Here is a 24,007-nt window from a genome sequence, read left to right as displayed (position 1 = left end):
GGCTCAGGCCACCCTGATGCGCGGATTGAGGGCCATGTAGCCGAGATCGCCGAGGAACTGCGTCACGATGGCGACGGCGACCGTGACGAGCGTGGCAGCCTCCACCGTCGAGATGTCGCCGAACAGGCTCGCCTCCAGCAGCATGCGGCCGAAGCCGGGATAGGCGAAGACGAGCTCGGTGACCACCACGCCGCTGATCAGGAAGTTGAGCTGCAGCAGCAGCACCGTGAAGGGCGCGATCATGGCATTGCGCAGGGCGTGGCCGAAGATGACCTGCCGCGGGCTCAGGCCCTTGAGGATGGCGGTACGGATATAGGGCTTCTCCATCACCTCGATCATCGAGACGCGGATCATGCGGGCGACATAGCCGAAATCGTAGATGACGAGCACCGCGACCGGCAGGACGAGCTGGGAGGGCACCGACCAGCCGCCGCTCGCGTCCATCGGGCTAGTTCCCGGCAGGACCGGCCAGAGGATCACGAACCCGGTGACCAGGAACACGCCGGAGGCGAATTCGGGGACGGAGGTGAAGGTGATCGAGACGACCGACAGGATACGGTCGAGCGCGCCGCCCTCCTTCAGGCCGGACAGGACGCCGACGACGATCGAGAGCGGCACGATGAGGGCGAAAGCGAGCCCGGCGAGAATGGCCGTGTGGCCGAGGCGGTCCCAGATCACGTCGTTGACCGGCAATTTGTAGAGGGTCGAATAGCCGAAATTGCCGAAATAGCGCCGGCCGCGCGGATCGGTGAAGTTGAGGCCGCTGGCCGGGTCCTGGAGCGGGTCGGCCAGGACGCCGGTCAGGACGCCGAGCCAGCGGCCATAGCGGATGAGCAGCGGATCGTTCGCCTTGAGGCGTTCGGTCAGGATGTCGACCTGTTGCTGGGTCGCGAACGGCCCCAGCGATTTCCTGGCGACGCTCCCCGGCGTGAGCTCGGACACGGCGAAGACCACGAAGGACGCCACCAGCATGGTGAGCAGCATCATGATCAGGCGCCGGATGAGAAAGGAGACCATCGAGACAAGCCGATATCCGGTTCGGGTTGCGCCGCCGGCCGCGGCAGGCAGGACGCAATTCCGGAGCCTGCCCTCCGGCTGGGCGGGGGACAGGCTCGCAAAAGGGGCAGGCCCGGCGGGATCAGGCGGCTGCCACCGCGTATTCGTTGGCGAAGATGTACTGCGAGGGATGGAGCTGGAAGCCCATCACCTTCTTGTCCATCACCGTCGAGAAGACCCGCCAGAACGGCTGGACGATCGGGCCGTCATCCTGCATCAGCGCTTCGATCTTCGCCATGACGGCGCTGCGCTGCTTCGGATCGAGGATGCCCTCGGCCTGGCTCAGCAGCTTGTCAAACTCGGGGTTGGAATAGCCCGACTCGTTCCACGCCGCGTTCGAGCGGTAGGCGAGCGACAGCGTCATGATGCCGAGGGGGCGGTGGCCCCAGGCGGTGAGGCTGAAGGGCACCGTGGTCCAGACATCCCAATATTGGGCGCTGGGCAGGGCCTTGATGTTGATCCTGACGCCGATGTCCTTGAACTGCTCCGCCAGGACCTGAACGGTGTTGAGCTCCCAGATCGGATCGGGCCGGGTCACCATGTCGATCTCGAAGCCGTCGGGATAGCCGGCATCGGCGAGCAACGTCTTGGCCTTGTCCACGTCCTTGCCGTATTTCGGCAGGGCCGCATATTCGGGATGCGTCGGGGCGACGTGATGGTCCTCGGCCGAGGTGCCGGCGCCGAGCAGCACGGTCTGGATGACCTTGTCGTGGTCGACGGCGAGGCGCATGGCCTGGCGCACGCGCTTGTCGTTGAAGGGCTTCTGGTCCGGGTGCATGCGGGCGACGGCGGTCTGCGTGGTGTCGACCTTGTGCACCGCGACATGCGGGAAGGTCTTCATCGCGTTGATCTGCACGGCATCGGCTTCCGACAGGCCGTCGACCTGGCGCGACGCGATCGCAGCAATCTGAGCGCCCGGATTGTCGCCGAGATCGACGAACTCGAACGTGTCGAGGTAGGGGGCGGATCCCCAATAGTCCTTGCGGGCCTTGTACTTGGCGCTCTTGCCGACCGTGAACTCGACGAGCTCGAACGGCCCGGTGCCGTTGGAGCCGGGCCCGAACGCGCCGTTCTCGGCGGGATCGATGATGAACATGGGATAGTGGAACAGGTGCTCGGGCACAGCGATCTGCGGCGCGAAGGCATTCAGCCGCACGGTATGATCGTCGACCTTCTCGATCGCCTTGTCCGACCACAGGCGGCTCGACGTCTTCGGCTTGCCGTCCTTGTCCTTCTCGCCGGTCTGGTATTCCTCCACGAGATAGCCGGTGAACAGGCCGAGCACCGAGGAGCCGACCGCCGGATCGCTGACGCGCCTCAGATTCCAGACCACGTCATCGGCGGTGAGCGGCCGGCCATTGTGCCATTTGACGTCCTTGCGGATATGGAGCGTCCAGGTCTTGAGGTCGTCGCTGACGTCCCACTTCTCCAGGAGATAGGGACGGGTGATGTTGTCGCGGCCGGTGAAGGTGAGATACTCGCACACCTGGCGGATGACGTTGGAGCGCTCGGCGAAATCGGCCAGGTGCGGGCTCTTGATCTCCATGCAGCGCATGCCGATGCGCAGGTTGCCGCCCTTGGGCATGTCCGCCGCCTGCGCCGTGCCGACGGGGTCGATCTCCCCGACCGCCTCATAGGCGAGCGCCGCGGACAGGCCCAGCAACGTCGCCATGCGCAGGAATTGCCTGCGGCTGGCCTGGCCGGTCCTGAACTCTTCGAACAAGGTCGGAATATGTGAATGCGGATTCGTCGTCACTGGATGATCCCCATCTCGGATAGCTTGTTCTGCAGGGTATTCTTCAAACTTCCGGCCAATCTCGATGCGAGACGGCATTCCCTTCGGTCTTTTCCAGATTTCTGCTCTTCATCGATACAGCACAACCCGCTCACAACGACTGGAGCAGGATTGTCGTATGAATGAGAACTAAGCCGCTTCCAGAGGCGTGGAAACGCACTGATGCGACATTTGACCTACAATAGGCGACATGACCGGCGCCATTCTGCCCAAATGCCCGGCGTGCTCAATTGCGCGGCAAGATGCCCTCGCTGCGCATGACGCGCGGCGTCACCCCGAAATGGGCGCGATAGGTGCGGGCGAAATGCGTCGTCGACATGTATCCGCAGATCTGGGCGACAGTAGAGATCGAAAGATCCGTCTGCAGGACGAGGTCGCGCGCCCGCGCCATGCGCAGGCCGGTGTAGAAGGCGGAGGGCGTCTTCCCCAGATGCAGGAGAAACAACCGCTCCATCTGCCGCGTCGACAGGTGCACGCGGCGGGCCAGCACCTGGAGGTCCACCGGGTCCTGGATACTATCCTCCATGGCGGTGATCACGTCCGCCAGCTTGGCATGCCGGATGGAGAAGCGCGATTGCGGCTTCATGCGCTGGAAATCGTGCTGCTGCCGGATTTCCGGATGGTTGAACTGGTCCGAGATCGCAGCGGCCAGAGGCCGTCCCCGGCAGGCGGCGACGATGTAGAGCATCATGTCGAGCGTCACCGTGCCGCCCGAGCAGGTGACGAAGAGCCCGTCGATGGCGAAGATCTCGTTGGTGACGATGCAGTTGGGAAACTCCTCCTGGAACAGCGGCAACTGCTCCCAGTGGACGGCGCAGCGGCGCCCTTCGAGAAGCCCTGCCCGCGCGAGGATGAACGGGGCCGTGCTGATGGCGCCGAGGACGCAGCCTTGCCGGTGAAGCCGGCGCAGCCACGTGAACAGCCGGGGGCTGTAGTGGCTGGCATGCTCCAATCCGGCGCAGACGATCACCATGTCGCAGTGCGGCATCGTGTCGATCGAGCAGTCGACCGGCATCGTCAGGCCGGCGCTGGCCATCACCCCGGCGCCATCCACGGAGATCAGGGTCCATTTGAACACCGGTCGTCCGGCCAGGCGATTGCCCTGACGCAACGGGTCGAGCGCCGCCCCGAAGGTCATGAAGGGGAAATGCCGCAGCAGCAGAATGCCGATGCTGATCGGCTCGTCCGCAGCGGCCAGGACCTCGAGGGCGTTCGCGGTCTGCCTCTGTGTCATGGCCGGCGGCGCCCTCTTCCGGATTGTCGCTGACCGAGGATGGGTACAGGGCCGTCGGCGAGGCCGCCGCGGTCAGGCGGCTCCGAAGCGGGATGGGTCTTTGACCGGTACTGCCAAGGTCAGGGCGCAAAGGACCCTCGACCATTTGTGGACCGAACTGAGGTCAGGGCCGGCGGCGGCGAGGACGACGCCGCCCGCGTCGGACAAGTCGACCTGCCCGCCGTCCGGTCGCTTTTCTGGCCGCATTGAAGGCCTCACCCTCGCTTCGATACGGCAACGCAATCACGCTTCGCATCGCAATGCAAATCACCGGGGATCGCGGCCCACGCCCGCCGAAGTCAGGGACCACGAAGCGCAAGACATCTATATGTCACACGCATGCCATCGCTGCCGCCTAGCTTCCCGGGTGGAGCAATGCCGGCTCGCCCGGATCATCGATGGTCTCAGGTGCGCAGATGGACGTGTGGCGATCGCTTCGCGCCGCCGGATTTCCGTGACCGCCGTAAACCAGGACAAATATCAGATGACTGTCTCAGCGTTCGCCGCGCAGGGCCGCTTTTACCGTGGCAACATCCATACGCACTCGACGAGGTCGGACGGCATTCTTTCTCCCGAAGACGTATGTGGAATTTATCGCAGGGCGGGCTACGACTTTCTCTGCCTCTCCGATCATTTCCTTGCAATCTACGACTTCCCTCTCGTCGACACCGCTCCCTATCGCTCGGATCGATTCACGACGATCATCGGCGCCGAGATCCATGCTCCGGCCAACAGCCACGGCGAGATCTGGCATTTGCTCGCTTGCGGTCTGCCGCCCGGCTTCCCTCCGCTCGGAGCGGATGAGAATGCCGTTGCGCTGGCGAAGAGAGCCGTCGCGGCAGGTGCCTTTCTCGGCATTGCTCACCCGCAATGGTCCGGCCTCTCGATCGAGGACGGGCGACAGATGGCAGGCATCGCGCATGCGATCGAGATCTGGAATACCACCAGCGCCGTGGAATGCGACCGCGGAGACGGCACGACGTTTCTGGACGCTCTTCTCAACGAAGGCCACCGCCTGCTCGCATACGCCGCCGACGATGCGCATTTCAAGGCGAGGGACTGGTTCGGCGGCTGGATGATGGTCAAAGCGCAAGAGAACACGCCCCAGGCTCTTTTGAGCGCCATGAAGCGAGGCCACTACTATTCCTCGCGCGGCCCGACGATCAAGCACATCGAAATTGACGGAGATGCCGTCCGTATCGCGTCTTCTGCGATACGAGGGGCGGCGATCCTCGGCCGAGGATCGCGGGTGGAAAATGTCGACCATGGCGGCCGGTCTTCGACGGAAACGGTGCTGTCGCTCGCGCGCTTTGCCGGCGACTGGTGCCGCATCGTCGTCATGGACGACGCCGGCCATCAGGCCTGGACGAATCCCATCTGGCCTGACTGACACCATCCCATAGAAAAATGAAAGTCCCTTCAATGGGATAGATCGATTTCGACCCGACACATGCCGTCCGCCGTCCGGGCCGATACGCGCCTGAACGGCCCTGACGATGCCAGAAGTCCTCGGACATTTGCGAGACATCTATATGTCATGGGAACGTAGCAAATCTTTGCCAAGTTCCGTCCATAGTCGGTGGGCGGAGGCGATTGTGGCGGCGATAGAGCTCAGGCGCATCGAAAAGAGCTTCGGCGACACGCCCGTGCTCCGCGGCGTTTCTCTTGCGATTGAAGACGGCCAGTTCGTCGCCCTCCTCGGCGCATCGGGCTGCGGAAAATCGACGCTCCTGCGCATCATCGCAGGTCTTGAAAGGCAGGACGCGGGTGAAATCCATGTCGCGGGACGGCGGATCGACGATGTGAGAGCCGCCAAGCGCGACATCGCCATGGTGTTCCAATCCTATGCGCTGTATCCGCACATGACGGTGGCGCAGAATATCGCATCGCCGCTGCGCGTGAGAAAGCTGGATGTCTTTCAGCGGCTTCCGGTGCTGGGATCCTTGCTGCCTTCGACGAAGGGCAAGCTTCGGGAGATCCGGCGCGAAGTCCAGGACGTGGCGGCCTCGCTGAAGATCGGGCATCTCCTGGACCGTAGGCCGGACACTCTTTCGGGCGGGCAACGCCAGCGCGTGGCGATCGGCCGCGCGGTCGTCCGCCGCCCTCAGATCTTCCTGATGGACGAGCCGCTGTCCAATCTCGACTACAATCTTCGCGCGCAGATGCGAAACGAGCTCGTCGAGCTTCATCGTCGCCTGTCGGCAACCATCGTCTACATCACCCACGATCAGGCCGAGGCCATGACGATGGCCGACAAGATCGCCGTCATGCACGCCGGCGAGATCCTCCAGGTCGGCACGCCGGCCGACATTTACGCCAATCCCGCCTCTCGCGCGGTCGCCGAGTTTGTCGGGGCGCCGCGGATCAATCTGGTCGGGGGCGATCTGCGCGCCGAAGGCTTCGTTCAAAGCGGCAATCTGCGAATTCCGGTGACGGGACATGCGCCGCCCCAGCGCGTCACCGTCGCGGTAAGGCCCGAGGCGCTCGTCGTCGGTCCCTCCGGCGATCGCGGCTGGACCGGCACGATCCGCCGGATCGAGCATCTCGGCAGCGAGCTCATCCTTCACATCGCCCTGGATCGGCAAGGCGACGAGATCCTCGCAAGGCGCGATCCCCACGATACCGCGCAGCTGCAGGAGGGCTCTCCCGTTTCGGTCAATCCGCGAGCGGGCCATCCCGTCTTCTTCGACGAAAGCGGATTTCGGCTGTCCCTCCACATGCGCGAAGAGCCGTCCGGACCAGCCCGTCTGCTCATGACGTCTTCGGCATGACCGGCCCGTACGGCCGAACTTGACGACATCGCAACCGACCTCATGGAGATCGCAATGAGCCTACGCCGCAAGGTGGCCAGCCTCCTGGCCGCCGCCGCTTCGACATGCTGTCTTGCCCTCGCCGGCGCCGCGCAGGCCGGAGAGCTGACCATGGTCGAAGTGTTGACCAGCCCGGCCAGAACGGAGCTGATCACCAGCCAGCTCGCCGAATTCGAGAAGGCCAATCCGGATATCAAGGTCAACCTGATTTCCCTGCCCTACGACTCGTCGTTCGAAAAGCTTCTGACGATGTACAAGTCGGGCCAGGCGCCGGACGTCGTGGAGCTCGCCGACCGTTGGGGCGGCCTCTACGTGAAAGGCCACCAGCTGGAGCCGCTGGACCGCTACATCGCGAAGACGCCGGAGCTCGCCTCCATCCTTCCCAGCGTCATCGAGCTCGGCAAGGTCGGCACGAAGAGCGTCTATCGGCTGCCCTACGGCTTCGACATCAGGGCTCTCTATTACAGCAAGGATATGCTGCAGCAGGCCGGCGTCGAGCCGCCGAGGACCATGGACGACTTCTTCAAGGCCGCGGCCATCGTGACCGAAAAGCTGCCGGGCAAGTATGGCTACTGCATGCGTGCCGGCAAGGGCGGCGGCTATGGCTGGGGATCGTTCCCCATGCAGTTCGGCGCGACCGGATCCTTCTTCGACGCCGACGGCAACAGCCTGTATGCCTTCCCCGCCTTCCAGGAAGGCATGCAGAAATATGCCGACCTGTATAGGAAGGGTTATTCGCCCAGGGAAAGCATCGCCTGGGGTTTTGGCGACTCCGTCGCCGGCTTCACCAGCGGCCAATGCGCGCTTCTCGATCAGGATCCCGATGCGCTCCCGGACATCCTGAAGAAGATGGACCCGTCGAAGTTCGGTGTCGTGCCGATTCCGACCGGCGCGACGGGCAAGGCCTTTCCTTCGATGGGCTATTTCTCGTGGGCGATGTCGGCGGCCTCCAGGAACAAGGACGAAGCCTGGAAGCTGATCGCCTTCCTGATGGCGGACAAGCAGAACCTCGCGCTGGACAAATACCTGTTCATGGCGCCGGTCCATGTCGGCGCCGAGAAGGATCCGTTCTATGCGGCCGACGTGTGGAAGGCTTTCCTCACCACGCTGCAGCAGCCCCAGACCTATCAGACCTGGACGCAGCCGGCCTATCTGCCCGAATGGGGCACGCTCTATGACAAGACCATGATGGAGGACGGCCAGGCCATCCTGCTCGGCCAGAAGGACGTCAAGGAAACGGCAGAAAAATGGGCCGCCGTCCTGACCGCCGCCCAGAAGCGCTATCTCGCCGATCGATGACATGACGTCCGACTCGGCGCACTTCGCTGTGACGAAAGGGGCCGGCGGTCGTCGCCGGTCCAATTTCAACGTCGCGCCATGGCTGTGCCTTCTGCCGGCGCTCGCTCTGATCGGCCTTGTCCTCTTTGCGCCGCTGGCGCTCGGGGTCTTCCAGGCCTTCATCGGATCCACGCCCGACGATCCCTTTTCGCCGGGAGGCTTCGTCGGGCTTGCCAATTTCCAAGCGCTGATCGCCGACGGCGGCTTCGCCCGCGTCGCCGGCAACACGCTGTTCTGGACGCTGACGACGCTGCTGATCCAATCCACCCTCGGCTTGATCCTGGCTCTCGCCCTGCACGGGAAGAGCCGCCTTCTGAAATGCCTCCAGCCGATCCTGTTCCTGCCCTGGGCCATCCCTTCGATCCTGGTCGGCCTGTTCTGGGAAGAGCTCTTCAATCCCGGCACCAGCGTTCTGCCCGGTCTGCTCGTTTCCGCCGGCCTTCTCAGGCAGCCGAGCGACATGCTGGCCGAACCCGCCGTCGCCATCTGGGGACCCATCGTCGCCTATGTCTGGATCGGCGTTCCCTTCTTCGCCATCACCTGCCTTGCTGCGCTGCAGACGATCCCGCAAGAGCTCTACGAAGCCAAGGAACTGGACGGCGCTTCGGCCTGGGAGCAATTCTGCTCGATCACGCTGCCGCTCATCGCGCCGATGTTTCTGACCGCGATCCTCTTAAGGACCGCCTGGATCGCCAATTTCGGCGATCTGATATGGGTCATGACCCAGGGCGGGCCGGCCGGTGCCACCCAGATCGTCCCGACCTACATCTACACCAAGGCGTTCGTGGAGCTCGACGAGGGCGGAGCCGCGGCGGCGGCGCTCGTTCAGGTTTTCGTCCTGCTGGCATACAGCATCGTCATCCTGCGCTTCCGTCGAAAACTCGGGAGGCTGGGATGAGCCGGCCGATTCCCTTGCTCGCCATCCTGCGGTCGCTGATTCTCGTGTCCTTTCTTGTTTTTACTCTGTTCCCGCTCTTCTGGATTGCGAAGACGTCGATAACACCGACCGCATTGCTGTATTCCGAGGGCGTTCGCTTATGGCCGAGCCGCGTCACCTTCGATCATTTCGCCGAGATCTGGCGATGGGCCTCGTTTCAATCCTATTTCGCCAACAGCCTCGTCACGGCTCTGACCGCCTCGGCGGTCACGACGTGCCTCGCCGCCCTCGCCGGCTATGGCCTGTCGCGTTGGGACTTCGCCGGCAAGAAGACGGTTGGCGTGACCTTCCTGGTCACGCAGATGGTCTCGATCATCCTGATCATCGTGCCGCTGATGAAGCTGCTGGCGACAGTGGGCCTCTTGGATTCCCTCCTCGGATTGAGCCTGGTCTATTCGGCCATCAATCTGCCCTTCGCGATTTTCCTGATGCAGTCCTTTTTCGACGTATTGCCGGTTCAGGTCGAGGAAGCGGCGAGGCTCGACGGCTATGGCCGCTTCGAAACCTTCACGACGATCGTGGTGCCCCTCGCTTTGCCCGGCCTGGGGGCAACCCTCGGATTTGTCTTCGTGGAAGCCTGGAGCGAATTGTTCCTCGCCCTGACATTGCTCAACACCGAAACGGAGAAGACACTGCCCGCAGGTCTTCTCTCCCTCGTCTCGAAGCTCGGCGTCGACTGGGGGCAGGTGAGCGCCGCGGGGCTGATCGCGCTTCTGCCCGCAGTCCTTTTCTTCGCCGCCATCCAACGCTTCCTTGTGGCGGGGCTCACCGCGGGGGCGGTGAAAGGGTGAGGTTCTCAGGTCTCGAAGACCAGTTGCAGCCTTTCGCACGCGCTCCGGATCACGCCATATTCGATCGGCCCGTTGTCCTTGTCGACATTGACGGTCTCAGAAACCAGAACGGGCTTCGAAGGGGTCTGCCGGAGAAGCTTTGCCTCTTCCATGGTCGCGCTTCGCGCCGAAACGCGGGTCGTCTTTCGAAAATATTCCTCCACGCCGCACTCTTTCAACGCGCGGGAGAGCGATCCCTTGCTTTCGATGGCGTCGATGAGGGTCGGAAATCTGGCCTGAACGAAGTAGTGGGATGCAAGCGACACCGGAAGGCCGGAAGCATAGCGCAGCATGTCGATCATGATGCAGGGCGTGCCGTCCCCGACCTGCAGATCGGCGGCCAGCTGCGATTTCGCGGACACGATGGCGGTGCGAAGAACCGTCGAGGACGGAGTCAGATTCTGCCTGGAGATGACTTCGGTAAACCGTGTTCGTCGAGCAACGGGATAATTGAGCGCCCCCGCCGTGACGAAGGTTCCGCGTCCGTGCTCGACCGTCACCAGTCCCATGTCCGACAGGACTGAAATGGCCCTGCGAAGCGTATGCCGATGCACGCTGAAACGTGCCGAAAGGTCCTGTTCGGGTGGCAATTGCGCACCGGGCTCGAGCTTGCCGCTCGCAATGTCGTCCACAAGTTCGTCCACGACGCGCTTGTATATGATCACACCGGAGGTGCGCATAAAGCTTCTCCTACCCCTCGACACTACGCGGATGCGCTCCTCTCGGGACTTCCGCCGCTCGCCACAAGGCTTGCCACGCGTTCCAGCCATCGTGGTCGGCGGCGCAGACGCGACATCCCTGCCGGCGGCCCGGTCAAATCCGCCCGCTTTTCGGCGGGGAGCCGAACGGCGAGCCAAACCGTGTTTCCGCTGCCCAACCTTCGCTTTCACCGATTGCCATCAAAGACATCTATATGTTTATATAGATCTAGATAACCGACTGACGTCAAGCGCGGAAAGAGCGCGAGCGAGGCAGCGCTGTGTAAAGCCCAAGCGCTAAAGTTTTCCCCTCCAGTCCGCTCACGCTGCGGGACGTTTTCCCCAAACGAGAGGCCGTCGGTCCCGTCCGCCCAGACTTAGGCGGTTCGCGATCGAGCTGTCTATCCCGGTATCGATGGCATCGGGCCGTCTTGCAGGAACTCAGGCATGGTAAAATATTCCGCAGCCCCTCTCATTCATCCATCCGCCGTCGTCACGGACAGCAAGCTCGGACGCTATACAGAGGTGGAAGAGGGGTGCCGCATCGCGGAAACCGAATTGGGCGACTATTCCTACGCCATGCAGCATTGCCAGATCTGGTGCTCGCGCGTCGGCAAATTTGCCAACATAGCCGCTTCGACACGAATCAACGCAACCAATCATCCGATCACGCGTGCCAGCCTGCACCACTTCACCTATCGCGCCGGGGACTATTGGCCCGATGCCTCCGACGAGGAGGATTTTTTCTCGAATCGGCGGGAAAACGCCGTCGTGATCGGTCACGACACCTGGATCGGGCACGGTGTGACGATCATACAGGGCGTAACGGTCGGCGATGGGGCGATCGTTGCGGCCGGCGCGGTCGTCGCCAGGGATGTTGCGCCATACACGATCGTCGGCGGCGTTCCGGCCCGCAAGATCAGGAACCGCTTTGCGCCCGAGATCGGTGAAAGGCTTCGAGCCCTGGCGTGGTGGGACTGGGATCACGCCACGCTCAGGGCGGCTCTCGAGGATTTTCGCAACCTGTCCGTCGAAGCTTTTCTCGAGAAACATGCAGGCGGACAGTCGGCAGGAGCACGGCGCGCTTTCGCAAGCGACGGCCAGAAGCCCTGATCGGCCAGCGATCCACGGCTTTAAAGAGCACGCATGTCCCGCGCAAAGCCGCGGCGTGGCGCGACGGCCTGGTCCGTTCGCAGCGCACCCAGCGCTCCAATTTGCCGGCATATCGCCCCGGACCCACTCTCGGCTATCGTGGCCGGTGCGGTCGGTGCCTTCGCCGGCCGTTCGGATGAAGGCAATGAAGACATCGACATTGATGATGGTGGCCGAGCGCGCCGGGGTGTCGACGGCCACGGTCGCACGCGTCCTCAAGGGCAAGGGCTATGTGTCCGAGGATGCCCGCAGCCGCGTCGAAACCGCCCTGCGCGAGACCCGCTATCGCCCCAACGCGATGGCGCGCGGCCTGCGCCAGCAAAGGAGCTTCACCGTCGGGCACATGCTGACGGCGATCACCGCCAATCCCTTCTTCGTCAACGTCGCCCATTGGGCCGAGGAAGAAGCGCTGGTGCATGGCTACAAGACCTTCCTCTTCAACCACAATGGCATGGCCGAGCGCGAACGCCTCGGCGTCGAGCACTTCATCGAAAGGCGGGTGGACGCCGTGCTGTTCACCAATGCCGTCGATCCGGCAAATGTCCGCCTGCTGCAGGCAGCCGCCATTCCGGTCGTCCAGCTCGAGCGCGTGGCGCTTGCAGAGGCGCCCGCCATCGTGGTGGACAACAGGGTGGGCGCCCTCCAGGCGATGCGGCATCTCATCGAGCTCGGGCATCACCGCATAGCCTTCATGGGCGGCGATCCCAGCCTGATCGCGCCCTATGGCAAGCACGTCCCCTCCGTGGAGCAGGAACGCCTCGGCGCCTATCGCGACGCACTCGCAGCAGCCGGGCTCGAACAGCCGGAGGGCGCGGTGAGGCTTGGGCGCTACTACAATATCGAGGACGGCGGCTCCGGCATCGAAGGCTATCGCCATATGAAGGATCTTCTGGCGCTGGCCTCCCGCCCCACAGCCATCTTCGCCACCTGCGATATCCTGGCGGCCGGCGCGCTGCAGGCGATCTATGAGGCGGGTCTCAGGGTTCCCGACGACATTTCCCTCATCGGCTTCGACGACACCATCGGCATGAACCTCACGCCGGCGCTCACCACCGTGGCGCAGCCGATGCAGGAGCTCGGCCGGGCCGGCTTCAGGGCGGCGCTCGCCGCCATCGAAGAGCGGACACTCGACGCCGCGCCCCCTCTTGCGAGCCGCCTCGTCCTGCGCCGTTCCACCGCTCCCGCGCGCTGACGCCCGCCACGCCGTGTCGCCCTGGAGAGGTTCAGAATTGACGGATAAAACTCACTGTGTTATCGATGACATATAGAGAATAAAGCAAATTTGGCGGAAAACGCGCCAAAACGAGCCTGGTTCACAGGCCGAGGAAACGGTCCTGCGCCGGCATGGCGCCCTGCAGAGCTTCAGATTGGGGAGGGTAGACTTGCGCATAGCCAAGCTCATGGCGGCAACCGCGATTGCCGCAGCGACGCTGGTCGGTCCGGCATTGGCCGCGACAAAGGTGACCTTTTGGCAGTTTTCGACCCGCGAGGCGGATATTGCCTCCTGGAAGGCCGCCATCGCCGAGTTCGAGAAGGCCAATCCTGACATCACCGTGGAGATGGAGCTGGTGCCCTGGTCCGAGCAGCAGCAGCGCCTGGTCAGCGCCCTGTCGACCGGCGGTCTGCCGGACGTATCGATGCTCGGCAACAACGTCGTGGCACAATTCCAGGCTGCCGGGGCTCTCGCCCCGCTGGACGACTATTTTGCGGCTTATGACAAGGAGCACGGAACCAATGTCGCCTCCGAGATCTGGCCGGGCGACAAGGGATACTACAATATCGCCGGCCACTGGTGGGCTTCACCGATCGCCGTTGAAACGCGCGCCCTCTATTACCGCAAGGATCTGTTCAAGGCTGCCGGCCTCGATCCCGACAAGCCGCCGCAGACCTGGGCTGATTTCGCCGCCGATGCCGACAAGCTGACCAAGGCCAACAAGGACGGCATCTATGGCGCCGCCCTGCCGATGAGCCTCGACTATGCCACCGTGCAGAACTTCATGGCCGCCTATCTCGGCTATGGCGCGCGCATGCTGGGCGATGACCACAAATGCGGTTTCGACACGCCGGAGTTCACCGCGGCGCTCGATGTCTACACCAGCGTCTACAAGGACAAGGCGACCCATCCGGATGCGCCGACGATGAACGGCGACGTCTTCCGCAAGGGCTTCCGGGACGGCAAGTTCGCGATGATCCTCTCGGATCCGGGGTTCTACACCGACCTCAAGACGGATAATCAACCATTCCTTGGGGATATCGGCATCGCCATGGTGCCTGCCGGACCGAAGAACCGCAGCGGCTTTCTCGGCGGCTGGCCGCTGGTCCTGTGGAACGCCTCCGAGAACAAGGATGCGGCAGCCAAGTGGATCATGTTCGCCACCCACGGCGAGCCCTTGCGCCACCTTGCCCAGGTCGCCGGCGCCATTCCAGGCAGCACGGCCCTGGCCAGGACGGCGCCCTGGACGGACTATCCCTATCCGCTCTTCGTGCAACAGCTCAGCGACGCCCGGCCCTACCAATATCCCAGCGACGCCATCCCGCAGATGGGCCAGCTGGAGGTCGACACCATCCAGAAGGCGGTTCAGGCCGTCGCGCTCGGCCGTCAGTCGGCGGACGAGGCGACAAAACAGCTCTGCACGACCATCAACGACGTTCTATCCCGCTGATCCCGGCGGGAGACGATCATGGGCGGTAGCCTGGCCTTGTCGTCGACCCAGCCGCGGCCGGGTTCCCTGCGCCGGCCAAGGGCGCGGGAAGCCTTGCTTGCCTATGGACTGATCGGCCCGGCCGTTCTGGTCGCCCTCCTCGTTGCCGTCATACCGCTCTGCTACGCGGTCTGGCTCTCGCTTCAGGACTGGTATCTGCTGCGCAGCCCGGTTCCCCGATGGGGCGGGCTGATCAACTACCGTCAATTGCTCCAGGACGGCACGCTATGGTCCGCCTTCGGCCGCACCTGGGTCTGGACGCTCGGCACCGTCTTCGTCGAAGTGGTGCTGGCGGTGCCGCTCGCGCTGCTGCTCAATCGCGATACGCCCATTGCGCGCGGGGCCTCGGCGCTGATCCTGCTGCCCTGGGTGACGCCTTTCGTGGTGCTGGGCTTCGGTTGGCGCTTCCTGCTCGACAGCAATGTCGGCCCGATCCATGCCGCGCTTCACGCCGTCGGCATCGCCGGCTCCAGCTCCGTGCTGAACGATCCAGTCCTGGCTTTTGCAACCATCATCTTCATCTCGGGCTGGAAGGGCACCCCCTTCCTCGCCATTGCGCTGCTGGCGGCGCTGAAAGCCATACCGGACGAGCTCTACGAAGCGGCCGAGGTCGACGGCGCCGGCTGGCCGGCGCGTTTCTGGCACATCACGGTCCCGGCGGTGCGCAACACCACCGTCACCATGGCCCTGGTGCTCGGCATCCTCGCCTTCTACTCCTTCGACCTGCCCTGGATCATGACCAAGGGCGGCCCGCAGGATGCCACCACCGTCATCGGCATCGCGATGTACAAGGCGATCTTCCTCGACCTCAGGCCGGCCTATGGCGCGGCGATCAGCGTGGTGATGCTGGTCCTGCTCGCCATCGCCTCCCTGATCGCGCTCGGCGCCCGGAAGGAGGCGTGATGCGACGGACCTCCGCCTGCCGCAGCGCCGCCCTCGACCTCATCACGCTGATCTGCGTCGGCCTGCTGCTGCTGCCGATCCTCTGGGTCTTCGCCGCCTCGCTGAGGCCCGAGACCGACATTACCGGCGGCGGCCTCATGCCGACGCGCCTGACGCTGGAGCACTACGCCGCCATCATAGGCCGGCGCGATTTCATGATCGCGCTCGGCAACAGCCTGATCGTCGGCATAGCCGTCACGCTCGTCACCACGGCGCTGGCCGTGCCCGCCGCCTTCGCGCTGAGCCGACTGCGCTTCGGCGGCAAGGGGTTGTTCGGCTTCCTGATCCTGGGCACGCAGATGCTGCCGAGCCTCGTGGTCATGGTGCCGCTCGTCGTCATCTTCCGCAATCTCGGCCTCAACAACACCCTGACGGGCCTGACCATCACCCATCTCGCCCTGGGCATGCCGATCGCCGTCTGGATGCTGAAAGGCTATGTCGACGCCATCCCCCGCGAGCTCGAAGAGGCGGCGATGATCGATGGCTGCAGCCATGTCGGCGCCGCGCTGCGCATCGTCATCCCGCTGATCCGCCCGGCCATCGTCGCGGTCGGCACCTTCGCCTTCGTGCTGTCCTGGGGCGAATACATCATGGCGCTGGCCCTGATCACCAAATCCGAGGTCAAGACACTGCCTCTGGCGCTGCAGGCGCTGTTCGATCCCTATTCCTTCTCCTGGGGCCAGATCATGGCCGGCGGCAGCGTCATCGCCATGCCGGCGATCCTGCTCTTCCTCCTGTTCCGCAAGCAATTGGTCGGCGGCCTCCTGGCCGGCGGCGTGAAAGGCTGATGTCATGGCGTCCACACGCTCTCTCTACTTCACCGGCCCCCGCCAGGTGGCGGTCCACGAGGAGCCATTGCGCGATCCCGGCCCCGGCGAGGTGCTGCTGGAGGCCGTCACCTCGGGCATCTCGGCCGGAACGGAGCTCAATGTCTTCCGCGGCCTCGCCCCGCAGTGGCGCCAGCACATGGATCCCGCCACGCGCCTCTTCCTCCCCGACGGCCCGTCGGACTGGAGCTGGCCGCAGCGCTACGGCTACGCCATGGTAGGGCGGGCGTCCGCCGTCGGCAGCGACGTCACCACGCTGAAGCCGGGAGATCTCGCCTTCGCCTATGCGCCGCACGGGGACCATGCCGTGGTGGCCGAGCGTACCCTCGTGCCGCTGCCCGGCCTCGACGACGCCGAGATCGGCATCTTCTACGCCAATCTCAACACCGCCTATAACGGCGTGCTCGACGCCAACCTGCCGCTCGGCTCGGATGTCGTGGTCATGGGCCTCGGCGTCATCGGCCAGATCGTGGTGCGCCTGCTCAAGCGCGGCGGGGCACGCACCATCATCGGCGTCGATGCGATCGAGCCGCGCCGCGCCCGGGCTCGAGAGGGGGGCGCCGACCACGTGCTGCACCCCGGCAGGGACAAGGTGGCCGAGACGGTGCGCGGCCTGACGGGCGGCCGGGGCGCCGATGCCGTGATCGAGGTCTCCGGCGCCGCGCCGGCCCTCAACGAGGCGATCCGCACCACCGGCTACAACGGGCTGGTGGTCGTCATGTCCTGGTATGGCGGCAGCTTCGAGACCCTCAGCCTGTCGGGCGAGTTCCACCACAACCGGCCGCGCATCGTCTCCTCGCAGGTCGGCCAGGTGAACCCCTTCCTCGGCCCTCTCTGGTCCACCCAGCGGCGCGGCAGCATCGCGCGTGAGTTCCTTGCCGCCCTGTCGCCGGATCTCAAGGGCTTCATCTCCCATCGCGTCCCCCTCGCCGAGGCGGATCGCGGCTATGCCCTGCTCGACCAGGGTTCGCCCGACGTGATGCAGGTTCTCATCGACTACAGCGCTTGAAGCGACAGGACGCCATGCCCCTCCCCTATTCCGCCTGCATCGAATGGCTGTTCGCAGCCGAGGCCCCCGACTTCGCCGACCGCATCAGGGCCGCCGCGCGTGCCGACCTTGCCGGCGTCGAGTTCTGGCTCTGGCGCAACAAGGACATTCCATCCATCGAGGCCGCCCTTGGCGAGACCGGGCTCCGGCTGACCGGCTTCGTCGCGGAACCGATGGTGCCGCTGACCGACCCGGCCTGCCACGCAGACTTCCTCGAAGGGCTGAAGGCCAGCATCGACGTCGCGCGCCGGCTGAAGGCCCCCACCCTCATCGCCCAGGCCGGCGCCGACCTGCCGGGCCGGAGCCGGCCGGAGCAACGCCAGGCTCTCGTCGATTGCCTCGGCCGCGCGGCGGAGGTGCTGGCGGGCTCGGGCGTGCGGCTCGCCGTCGAGCCGCTCAACACGCTGGTCGATCATGTCGGCTATTTCCTGCCCTCGACCTTGGAGGGACTCGATATCGTCGACGAGGTGGGGCGGCCCGAAATTCGTATCCTCTACGACATCTACCATTCGGCCGTGATGTCGGAAGACATCGCCGAGGTCCTGGCCGGACGCGTCGACCGCCTCGCCCATGCGCATCTCGCCGACGCGCCCGGCCGTCACCAGCCGGGCAGCGGCAAGCTCGACTGGCCGACACGCATCCGCTGGCTGCGCGAGAACGGCTATCGAGGCCTGGTCGGGCTCGAGTACAAGCCCACGGGCTCGACGCTCGACAGCCTCGCCGCGATCCGGCACGCAACGACCATCGCCTGAGAAGACGCCTCGCTCTGGTTGTCGGAGGAATAACGGGCATGGAGCGCTGCGCGGGTCATCCGATCCTTCTTTTCGTCTGTCGGATGCTCCTGCCCCGCCGGCGAGCTTCGGTCTCCACGGCAATCAAGTCGCGAGAGCGGATTCGATGTCAGTCAGAGCGAAGTCGTCGCCAACATAGAGGAGCGGGGCTGAATGGCTCTTCGCCAGTGCATAGGCAAAGCAGCCGCCGAAATTCAGCCCTCCCCGAGTACCAAAGCCTTTGCCAAAGGTGAGACGGGCCTTCATCGCCGAGCGGGCGAGACTTTCGTCAAGTGGCGCGATGTCGATACGCAGAGTAGCTAGAAAATCGTCAAGGATGTGGATCGCCTCGGGCCGATGTTCGTTGCTGAGCCTGCCAGCAAGAACAGTTCCGGTTTCCACATAGTTGACGGCCGAAATCGACCGGGACGATGCTGCCTCAAGCGCCTTGGTGCAATCCGGTCCTTCCAGCTCATCGAACAGAATGGCGATCAGAGCCGAGCTGTGGACGACCATCATTTCGACAATCCCAGGTCTTCGGGCGTGTCGCCCACGGCTTCATCCCACTCCTGCTTCGTGACCGGACGGCGGTCGAACAAATGGGCATGTTCGCGCACGAAAGCCTGAGCGCGCGTGACATAATCGCCCTGCGCCGCCTGCTCGACACGGAGGCGTTCCAGTCGCTCGCGCATAGCTCGGGTGATGGCGTCCGTCATGGTTTCGCCGGTAAGGCGGGAGAGCTCTCGTGCCAGCCGGTCCGCCTCCTCCGTTTTGATGCTCAAAGCCATCGTCGCCTCCTTCGCAGATTGGCTTTCTAGATAGCATTTCTATACGACCCTTTCAACGGAAGGGCACAAGTCCAGGTGCCAGCTTCGTCATCAATGCTGCGACGATCTTCCTTCGGACCGTGGCAATCAGGGTGCTGTTTGTTGTCGCTGGCAGCGTGCAAGGTCTTTTCGAAGTCCTCGCGCACCATCTGCCTGCCGATCAGGCGCAGACGATGGTCAGCACAACCGCCTCCGGTCGCTCGGACGCATCAGCCTCGCCTATCCCGCCCCCTCTCCCAACGAGTCGTGATCACTGCGACGCGACACGAAGGGGAAACCGAGCGCTCGTCCGCCTGGCGTTGCGCTGCTTGAAGGGAGAGCGCGCTAACTCCCGGCTCCAGTGGCAGCGGCTGGGATCCAGATGGTGACGCGCGCACCGCCCGCCGGGCTGTTGCCCGCTACAACTCGACCACCGTGCAGGTCCACAATCTGCTTGACCAGATGCAGGCCCAAGCCGGTGCCGCGCGAGCGCGAGTGGAGCCGGTGGAACGGCTCGAAGATGCGCTCGCGCTCCGCGGGGGGAATACCGGGGCCGTCATCGCTGACTTCCATCATGCCGGGAGCGGCGACGCGGACCCTGATTGTGCCCCGCCCCCCACCGTGATCGATGGCGTTCTGGATCAAGCTCGCCAGAGCCCGCTCCAAGGCTCCCTCATCGCCCCGGACGATTGGATCGGCCCCCTCCGATGCGAGGTCCAGCTCGTAGCCGGAGGCGAAAGCGAGCGGCGCCATGTCGCAGACGACACGCTTGGCCATATGTTGGATCGGCACCGGCTCCGAGGCCCTCACCTCGCGTCGCAGGCGTTCGAGATCGAGCAATTGCTCCGTCAGCACGATCAATCGGGCAACATCGGCGACGAGGCGCGTCCGCTCCGGCATGGGCGGCAGCGAAGCGATGCGGGTGTCGAGGATCGCGATCGGCGTTCTGAGCTCATGCGCGGCATCGGCCAGGAAGCGCTGCTGCCGCTCATATCCCTCGTCCAGCCGGCGGAGCGCCTCATTGACCGCCCTGATGAGCGCGGCGATTTCGGGAGGCGTACCGGTGGTTTCCAGCCTGACGCCGCGTTGGCCGATGTCGATCAGGGCCGCCTGCTCCTCGGCTTTCGCGATCCCGGCGACCGCTGCGCGGACGACGAGCGGTGTCGCGATGACGATGCCGATGACGATGACCAGCAGGATCGGCATCCCGATCTTGACGAAGACGAGGACGGCTCCCAGAGCCACCATGCCGAACGGAGCCCGGCTTTCGGTTCCCGTCAGGATCTGAAGCTCGCCGACCGGCGTCGTCACCTGACGCATGCGCGCTTCCGGATTGTCCATGGCCGCGCTGTCGACCGTCGAGCCGAAACGCGCTTGACCGATCCCCGACAGCATGTCGGCGATGCGGGCGAAGGGCGGCGGAACCGGCCCTTCGGCGATCCGGCTACCCCTCTCGTCGCGGATGACAAACCATAGGCCGGCCTCGGCCGCGCGCAAGGCTCTCAGCTCGGACGTCTCTCGCAGGCGCAGCGCGCCCGACAGGTCGCGCTCCACCGCTCCCCGAAGGGCTTCGATGGTCCGGTCGGAGGAGCGGAAGGAGAACAGGTCACCCTTGAGGAACAGGCCGCCCAGCACGGCAAGCAGGATGAGACTCTGCAGGATGACCAGATGCCGAACCAGCTGCCATTTCAGGGAGCGGCCCTCATCTCCCTTCATGGACGCTCCATCAACACATAACCGACGCCGCGGATGCCGTTGATGACGACATCGGCATCGGCGTCGGCCAGCTTGCGGCGCAATCGGGAAACGTGAGAATCCAGCGTGTTCGACTGAACCTCGTCCGCGAGCCCGAAGACCGCCTCCATCAGGACCTCGCGCGTCACCATGCGGCCCACGCGCCGCATCAACGCCTCCAGCACAAGCAGCTCGCGCCTCGGCAAATCGAAGCGCATTCCCTCCACCTGCGCCTCGCGATGGTCGAGATCCAGCGTAAGGCGCCCCAGCCGGACCACCACGGGCCGCAGCTGTTCCGGGCGCCGCATGACCGCCCGCAGTCGAGCCAGCAGCTCCGCGAACGCGAACGGCTTGGCCAGATAGTCGTCCGCCCCGCCATCCAGCCCCGCCACCCGCTCGGCGAGGCGCCCGCGCGCAGTCAGCACAAGAACGGGGATCTTGATGTCGCGACGCCTCAGAGTCGGAATGAACGATAGGCCGTCGCCATCCGGAAGCCCGCGATCGAGAACAATGACATCATAGGTGCCGGCCTCGATCATCTCGGATGCGGTTGCCAGCCCTTCGGCGTGATCGGCAACAATATCGTGCCGCCGCAACGCCGATTGCAAGGCCATCGCCATTTCGGGCTCGTCCTCCACCAACAAGAGCCGCACCGGCTGTTTCCTCGCTTCTCGGTCTTCCCCACCGTCTCCTGCATCAGCCGCCTTGCGGCAACATGACGTTTTTCCGCAATGCTGACATCAGCCGTTTCCGCCAGACCGTCGGAGACCAGAGACCGACCGATGGCGGCACCGCATGAAGAATGCCATGTTTTTCTTGAGCCAATGGATGGCGGCTCCCCTGCGCACAGCGGCCGTCGCGCCTTCGAGCCGCACGCTGGCGAGGCTCATGACCCAAGACATCACGCCGCAGACCGGACCGGTCATCGAGCTTGGCCCGGGAACCGGCGTGTTCACGGCCGCGCTTTGTGAACGCGGCATAAGGGAAGGCAGCCTTACCCTGGTGGAGTTGAACCCGAAATTCGCCGAACTGCTTCGGCGCCGTTTTCCGGCAGCGCGGGTGCTGCAGATGAACGCTGCCGATCTGCGTACGATACCGGTCCTGTCCGGCAACTGCGCCGGTGCCGTCCTGAGCGGCCTGGGACTTCCATCGCTGCCGACCCGACAGGTGGTCGATATCCTTCGCGGCTCGTTTCAATGTCTGAGGCCAGGCGGCGCATTCTATCAGTTTACCTACGGGCCACGCTGCCCGATCGCGTCCAATATTCTGGGTCGCTTGGGTCTTGAGGCTGAGAGAGTGGGCGGAACCCTGTTCAACCTGCCACCGGCTTCCGTCTACAGGATCACGCGCCAGGCAGCTTGACCAACTCTCCTCAAGTCAGGAAGCTCCTTCCCGATGGAGTACGACCATTGTGTTGGAAGCACAACACAATGCATTGAACCAACTAGGGTTCCGGGCTGACGGTTCGGAACGAACCGTTAGAGTCGGAACACTAGAGCGTGATCGCTTCAAGTTGAATCGGTCACGCTCTCCATCTCCTTGTTTCGACGCATTGTCTTCACGCGAACCGATAACCGGTTCGCTGGACGACGTTTTAGGCAAATAGCCACGCGTTGTCGCCCGCTCTGAAGCAGGGCCGCGATTGAACGGGCCTGTGCCGCGAACGTCGGTGTCGACAGCGCCCGGGACCGCGTCGGCGAACCATGCCCGCCGTTGGGTAGGACGATCGACGCAAGGCTCCTGCCCTGGACGAACTTCCAGGAGTTGCCGCGGAAATCGACGGTGGAAGCCCCCGCGGCAGGTGGCACCCGGTCCGGCCGCGCAATCATTCCAGCCCTTCAGCGCAACACCGAAGCACTTCTCCTCGTGAGCGACGGTCGCAGCGCCGGCTTCTGTCGGCTTGTAACGTTGCGCCCCCGTTCGACGAAGTAATCGGTGCGCTCTCCGAAATTTCACCCGAAGGCAAGACCCGTAAGCGCTGTGCGCCACTTCCGAACATCGGCCGTCTCGCTCCCCGTCTCGATGCATGTTCTCCCGGCTGGTCTTTCGAGGTGATTTTCCGTCGTGTTTCCGCTCTGGAGCGCATGGGCGCTCTGCGTTGGGCGGCGTTCCACAACGACGTCCGTCCCGTAGCCAGGCCAATTCATGGGTTCCGTCATGACCCCGGACATGATCTACCAATACCCGACATGGGCCATTGGCCTGCTCGTCATCGGTGTGGCCGTTGTCGGCTCGGTCCTGATCGAGCTATGTGCCCGCCGCCTGCTGCCGCTCGAATTGCGCCGGGGGCACAACGATGTTGCAGCGGCGATCTTTTCAATAATCGGCGTGACCTATGCCGTCCTGTTGGCGTTCGTCGCCATGCTCGCCTGGGAAGGGTTCAACAGGGCCAAGGCAGCCAGTTACGCGGAGGCTTCCATTGTCGGGGACCTCTACAATCTGACCGCGGGATTGACCGATCCGGAAAAGATGTCGGTTCGAAAGGAGGTCGTGGCCTATGCACGCCATGTCGTGGCAGTCGAATGGCCGCAGCAGGCGGAAGGACGCCCGCCCGATCTGGATTCGGCTCATCTCGACGACCTGAACAGGATGGCTCTGAACCCTCCCCTTCCCAACCAGGCTGATCGCGATGTGCGCCTCCTTGTGTTGCAGGCGCTCGAGCGCCTGTGGAATGCCAGGCACGAAAGACTGCTCGCCGCGCAATCCACAATTCCCGATATTGTCTGGTTCGTGCTGATCGCCGGCGGTACTTTGACGGTGTCGTTCGGCTCTTTCCTCGGCGCTCCCAGTGTACGGATGCAAATTGCGATGTCCGCCGTGCTGGCTGCCTCCGGGGCGCTGGTGTTGATCCTGATCGTCGCCCTCAGCAACCCGTTTCGCGGCGACTTCCGAGTCTCGACGGCCCCCTTCGAGGCCGCGCTGTCGCGCATGGAGACAGACGCAGCACGGCAATAGGCCCGGAGGGCGTCACAAGATGGTCGCGTTCGAGAAGCGTAAGATAGACTTGGCGGCGCGGTGGGGCGGGGGGTGTCAGACGCCGGAAAGCCCCGGCCGCGTTGAGCGGACCGGGGCTTTTGGTTGAGATGGTTGCGGGGGCAGGATTTGAACCTGCGGCCTTCAGGTTATGAGCCTGACGAGCTACCGGGCTGCTCCACCCCGCGGAAGTGGCTTGCGCGTGTTGGGCGCTATGCGGTGCATTGTGAGGAGGACGTGTTCTTGGCAGGCCTGGCGACGACCTACTCTCCCAGGTCTTGAGACATAGTACCATCGGCGCGGAGGAGTTTAACGG

At 64.3% G+C, this 24,007-nt stretch carries 22 protein-coding genes, 1 tRNA gene and 1 pseudogene; 14 read left to right on the top strand and 10 right to left on the bottom strand.

The window, feature by feature from the left end:
* Positions 1–3: 3 nt before the first annotated feature.
* From QO011_RS25340 to QO011_RS25330, 3 genes are all read right to left on the bottom strand, one after another.
* Positions 4–1,017 carry an ABC transporter permease gene (locus tag QO011_RS25340; RefSeq protein ID WP_307278271.1) on the bottom strand — a complete coding sequence of 338 codons (1,014 nt, stop codon included), beginning with the start codon at positions 1,015–1,017 and terminating at the stop codon, positions 4–6.
* A gap of 121 nt (positions 1,018–1,138) precedes the next feature.
* Positions 1,139–2,728, bottom strand: a complete 1,590-nt coding sequence (locus tag QO011_RS25335) for an ABC transporter substrate-binding protein (RefSeq protein ID WP_307278269.1) — start codon at positions 2,726–2,728, stop codon at positions 1,139–1,141.
* Between the two features lie 349 nt (positions 2,729–3,077).
* Positions 3,078–4,085: a GlxA family transcriptional regulator gene (locus QO011_RS25330; protein ID WP_307278267.1), complete on the bottom strand. Its 1,008-nt coding sequence runs from the start codon at positions 4,083–4,085 to the stop codon at positions 3,078–3,080.
* 463 nt (positions 4,086–4,548) lie between these two features.
* On the opposite strand from QO011_RS25330, the gene QO011_RS25325 reads away from it, so the two are divergent.
* The 5 genes from QO011_RS25325 (at position 4,549) to QO011_RS25305 (ending at position 10,000) form a co-directional block, all read left to right on the top strand.
* A complete protein-coding gene (locus tag QO011_RS25325; RefSeq protein ID WP_307278261.1) occupies positions 4,549–5,514 on the top strand; it encodes a CehA/McbA family metallohydrolase in 966 nt (321 codons plus the stop codon).
* A 205-nt stretch (positions 5,515–5,719) separates the two neighbouring features.
* On the top strand, positions 5,720–6,895 hold the full coding sequence (locus tag QO011_RS25320; RefSeq protein ID WP_307278258.1) for an ABC transporter ATP-binding protein: 1,176 nt from the start codon (positions 5,720–5,722) through the stop codon (positions 6,893–6,895).
* A gap of 54 nt (positions 6,896–6,949) precedes the next feature.
* Positions 6,950–8,233 carry an ABC transporter substrate-binding protein gene (locus QO011_RS25315; RefSeq protein ID WP_307278255.1) on the top strand — a complete coding sequence of 428 codons (1,284 nt, stop codon included), beginning with the start codon at positions 6,950–6,952 and terminating at the stop codon, positions 8,231–8,233.
* Between the two features lies 1 nt (position 8,234).
* Positions 8,235–9,170 carry a carbohydrate ABC transporter permease gene (locus QO011_RS25310; protein ID WP_307278252.1) on the top strand — a complete coding sequence of 312 codons (936 nt, stop codon included), beginning with the start codon at positions 8,235–8,237 and terminating at the stop codon, positions 9,168–9,170.
* The gene (locus QO011_RS25305; protein WP_307278250.1) at positions 9,167–10,000 is read left to right on the top strand and encodes a carbohydrate ABC transporter permease; all 834 of its coding nucleotides are present in this window, start codon (positions 9,167–9,169) and stop codon (positions 9,998–10,000) included. Before QO011_RS25310 ends, QO011_RS25305 begins: the two co-directional genes overlap by 4 nt.
* A 5-nt stretch (positions 10,001–10,005) precedes the next feature.
* Here the strand turns inward: QO011_RS25305 and phnF are convergent, their stop codons facing one another.
* The gene (phnF, locus tag QO011_RS25300; protein ID WP_307278249.1) at positions 10,006–10,719 is read right to left on the bottom strand and encodes a phosphonate metabolism transcriptional regulator PhnF; all 714 of its coding nucleotides are present in this window, start codon (positions 10,717–10,719) and stop codon (positions 10,006–10,008) included.
* A gap of 465 nt (positions 10,720–11,184) precedes the next feature.
* Between phnF and QO011_RS25295 the strand changes: the two genes are divergently transcribed.
* From QO011_RS25295 to QO011_RS25265, 7 genes are all read left to right on the top strand, one after another.
* On the top strand, positions 11,185–11,850 hold the full coding sequence (locus QO011_RS25295; protein ID WP_307278247.1) for an LbetaH domain-containing protein: 666 nt from the start codon (positions 11,185–11,187) through the stop codon (positions 11,848–11,850).
* A gap of 184 nt (positions 11,851–12,034) precedes the next feature.
* A complete protein-coding gene (locus QO011_RS25290; protein WP_307278242.1) occupies positions 12,035–13,081 on the top strand; it encodes a LacI family DNA-binding transcriptional regulator in 1,047 nt (348 codons plus the stop codon).
* Positions 13,082–13,271: 190 nt separating this feature from the next.
* The gene (locus QO011_RS25285) at positions 13,272–14,552 is read left to right on the top strand and encodes an ABC transporter substrate-binding protein (RefSeq protein WP_307278239.1); all 1,281 of its coding nucleotides are present in this window, start codon (positions 13,272–13,274) and stop codon (positions 14,550–14,552) included.
* A gap of 18 nt (positions 14,553–14,570) precedes the next feature.
* Positions 14,571–15,494, top strand: coding sequence for a carbohydrate ABC transporter permease (locus tag QO011_RS25280; RefSeq protein ID WP_307278238.1), 924 nt, complete (start codon positions 14,571–14,573; stop codon positions 15,492–15,494).
* The gene (locus tag QO011_RS25275) at positions 15,494–16,321 is read left to right on the top strand and encodes a carbohydrate ABC transporter permease (RefSeq protein WP_307278235.1); all 828 of its coding nucleotides are present in this window, start codon (positions 15,494–15,496) and stop codon (positions 16,319–16,321) included. Before QO011_RS25280 ends, QO011_RS25275 begins: the two co-directional genes overlap by 1 nt.
* A 4-nt stretch (positions 16,322–16,325) precedes the next feature.
* Positions 16,326–17,369, top strand: coding sequence for a zinc-dependent alcohol dehydrogenase (locus tag QO011_RS25270; RefSeq protein WP_307278232.1), 1,044 nt, complete (start codon positions 16,326–16,328; stop codon positions 17,367–17,369).
* A gap of 14 nt (positions 17,370–17,383) precedes the next feature.
* Complete coding sequence (locus tag QO011_RS25265) at positions 17,384–18,160, top strand: TIM barrel protein (RefSeq protein WP_307278229.1); 777 nt, start codon at positions 17,384–17,386, stop codon at positions 18,158–18,160.
* Between the two features lie 123 nt (positions 18,161–18,283).
* Here the strand turns inward: QO011_RS25265 and QO011_RS25260 are convergent, their stop codons facing one another.
* The 4 genes from QO011_RS25260 to QO011_RS25245 form a co-directional block, all read right to left on the bottom strand.
* Positions 18,284–18,697, bottom strand: coding sequence for a type II toxin-antitoxin system VapC family toxin (locus tag QO011_RS25260; protein WP_307278224.1), 414 nt, complete (start codon positions 18,695–18,697; stop codon positions 18,284–18,286).
* Positions 18,694–18,966, bottom strand: a complete 273-nt coding sequence (locus QO011_RS25255; protein WP_307278221.1) for a type II toxin-antitoxin system VapB family antitoxin — start codon at positions 18,964–18,966, stop codon at positions 18,694–18,696. Before QO011_RS25255 ends, QO011_RS25260 begins: the two co-directional genes overlap by 4 nt.
* 363 nt (positions 18,967–19,329) lie before the next feature.
* Entirely contained in the window at positions 19,330–20,700 is a 1,371-nt protein-coding gene (locus QO011_RS25250) for a sensor histidine kinase (RefSeq protein WP_307278219.1), read from the bottom strand.
* The gene (locus tag QO011_RS25245; RefSeq protein WP_307278216.1) at positions 20,697–21,371 is read right to left on the bottom strand and encodes a response regulator transcription factor; all 675 of its coding nucleotides are present in this window, start codon (positions 21,369–21,371) and stop codon (positions 20,697–20,699) included. The genes QO011_RS25250 and QO011_RS25245 overlap by 4 nt, the downstream gene beginning before the upstream one ends.
* Positions 21,372–21,513: 142 nt before the next feature.
* Here QO011_RS25245 and QO011_RS25240 point away from each other — a divergent pair, with 142 nt between their 5' ends.
* Entirely contained in the window at positions 21,514–22,080 is a 567-nt protein-coding gene (locus tag QO011_RS25240) for a class I SAM-dependent methyltransferase (protein WP_307278213.1), read from the top strand.
* 335 nt (positions 22,081–22,415) lie between these two features.
* On the opposite strand, the pseudogene bufA1 reads toward QO011_RS25240, so the two are convergent.
* Positions 22,416–22,707 (bottom strand): annotated as a pseudogene (gene bufA1, locus QO011_RS42560) (BufA1 family periplasmic bufferin-type metallophore); the annotation flags it as partial.
* A 168-nt stretch (positions 22,708–22,875) separates the two neighbouring features.
* Here bufA1 and QO011_RS25230 point away from each other — a divergent pair.
* Positions 22,876–23,673 carry a bestrophin-like domain gene (locus tag QO011_RS25230; protein WP_307278209.1) on the top strand — a complete coding sequence of 266 codons (798 nt, stop codon included), beginning with the start codon at positions 22,876–22,878 and terminating at the stop codon, positions 23,671–23,673.
* A gap of 129 nt (positions 23,674–23,802) precedes the next feature.
* Here QO011_RS25230 and QO011_RS25225 read toward each other — a convergent pair.
* A tRNA-Met gene (locus QO011_RS25225) sits at positions 23,803–23,879 on the bottom strand.
* Between the last annotated feature and the right edge of the window lie 128 nt (positions 23,880–24,007).

The sequence above is a fragment of the Labrys wisconsinensis genome (genome assembly GCF_030814995.1).
GTDB classification, from domain to species: Bacteria; Pseudomonadota; Alphaproteobacteria; order Rhizobiales; family Labraceae; genus Labrys; species Labrys wisconsinensis.
Note: the sequence above shows the minus strand (reverse complement) of the source record. Positions and strands in the feature narration are given on the sequence as shown.

Excerpts from the sequence above, each read along its gene's own strand:
- QO011_RS25310 (WP_307278252.1), top strand. The coding sequence starts at position 8,235 with ATGACGTCCGACTCGGCGCACTTCGCTGTGACGAAAGGGGCCGGCGGT.
- QO011_RS25270 (WP_307278232.1), top strand. The coding sequence starts at position 16,326 with ATGGCGTCCACACGCTCTCTCTACTTCACCGGCCCCCGCCAGGTGGCG.
- QO011_RS25315 (WP_307278255.1), top strand. The coding sequence starts at position 6,950 with ATGAGCCTACGCCGCAAGGTGGCCAGCCTCCTGGCCGCCGCCGCTTCG.
- QO011_RS25275 (WP_307278235.1), top strand. The coding sequence starts at position 15,494 with ATGCGACGGACCTCCGCCTGCCGCAGCGCCGCCCTCGACCTCATCACG.
- QO011_RS25250 (WP_307278219.1), bottom strand. The coding sequence starts at position 20,700 with ATGAAGGGAGATGAGGGCCGCTCCCTGAAATGGCAGCTGGTTCGGCAT.
- QO011_RS25255 (WP_307278221.1), bottom strand. The coding sequence starts at position 18,966 with ATGGCTTTGAGCATCAAAACGGAGGAGGCGGACCGGCTGGCACGAGAG.
- QO011_RS25290 (WP_307278242.1), top strand. The coding sequence starts at position 12,035 with ATGAAGACATCGACATTGATGATGGTGGCCGAGCGCGCCGGGGTGTCG.
- QO011_RS25305 (WP_307278250.1), top strand. The coding sequence starts at position 9,167 with ATGAGCCGGCCGATTCCCTTGCTCGCCATCCTGCGGTCGCTGATTCTC.
- QO011_RS25280 (WP_307278238.1), top strand. The coding sequence starts at position 14,571 with ATGGGCGGTAGCCTGGCCTTGTCGTCGACCCAGCCGCGGCCGGGTTCC.
- QO011_RS25260 (WP_307278224.1), bottom strand. The coding sequence starts at position 18,697 with ATGATGGTCGTCCACAGCTCGGCTCTGATCGCCATTCTGTTCGATGAG.
- QO011_RS25240 (WP_307278213.1), top strand. The coding sequence starts at position 21,514 with ATGAAGAATGCCATGTTTTTCTTGAGCCAATGGATGGCGGCTCCCCTG.
- QO011_RS25295 (WP_307278247.1), top strand. The coding sequence starts at position 11,185 with ATGGTAAAATATTCCGCAGCCCCTCTCATTCATCCATCCGCCGTCGTC.
- QO011_RS25330 (WP_307278267.1), bottom strand. The coding sequence starts at position 4,085 with ATGACACAGAGGCAGACCGCGAACGCCCTCGAGGTCCTGGCCGCTGCG.
- QO011_RS25335 (WP_307278269.1), bottom strand. The coding sequence starts at position 2,728 with ATGGCGACGTTGCTGGGCCTGTCCGCGGCGCTCGCCTATGAGGCGGTC.
- QO011_RS25340 (WP_307278271.1), bottom strand. The coding sequence starts at position 1,017 with ATGGTCTCCTTTCTCATCCGGCGCCTGATCATGATGCTGCTCACCATG.
- QO011_RS25230 (WP_307278209.1), top strand. The coding sequence starts at position 22,876 with ATGACCCCGGACATGATCTACCAATACCCGACATGGGCCATTGGCCTG.
- phnF (WP_307278249.1), bottom strand. The coding sequence starts at position 10,719 with ATGCGCACCTCCGGTGTGATCATATACAAGCGCGTCGTGGACGAACTT.
- QO011_RS25265 (WP_307278229.1), top strand. The coding sequence starts at position 17,384 with ATGCCCCTCCCCTATTCCGCCTGCATCGAATGGCTGTTCGCAGCCGAG.